Raw genomic sequence first — 564 nt, 5'->3', positions numbered from 1 at the left:
GAAGAAGTCCGTACAGTTGAAGTGACGGAAAGCAACATACTTGGTGCCCGCTGGCAACTGTACAGTCTTTTGGTACCAAGTCCCCTGTGCACGAGTACCGCGAATAGCTTCAGGTGCCGTCACAACAGACTTGGCCGTCAGAGTCTCTTCCAACAAAGCGTTCGTGAAGTTCGCTGCATCATTACCCGTAGAAGATGCATAAACAGCATAGTGTTCTCCTGCCCATGCGGCATCCTGTGCNGCCTGCTCTGCAGTCAGATTCTGTACAGGATTCAACTGCTGTGGATCAACTGTTACGTTTACACACTTCTTGGGTGATACACCTGCTGCATACTTCACTTCCACGCAATACTCATGATTGCCAGGGGCTACGCCCTCTTCTTCGAATGTAGTTGCCGTCAGACCCTCCTTGATCTTAGTGCCGTCACGATAAACCGTGTAAGTATAATCGACTGAGGTGCCTCCTTCGCCGGTGATCACGACATCGTCAATCACTATAGCAAGAACATCCGTGCAATTATAGTGTCGGAATGCCACATATTTAGTGCCATCAGGTAGATCTTT

The 564-nt window shown here is 49.2% G+C and carries 1 protein-coding gene; it reads right to left on the bottom strand.

The annotated features are described in order from the left end of the window. The coding region (locus HQ49_RS06300; RefSeq protein ID WP_200879158.1) for a choice-of-anchor J domain-containing protein at window positions 1-564 on the bottom strand (564 nt) is incomplete at both ends.

Source organism: Porphyromonas gulae (assembly GCF_000765945.1).
Classification (GTDB): Bacteria; Bacteroidota; Bacteroidia; order Bacteroidales; family Porphyromonadaceae; genus Porphyromonas; species Porphyromonas gulae.
Note: the sequence above shows the minus strand (reverse complement) of the source record. Positions and strands in the feature narration are given on the sequence as shown.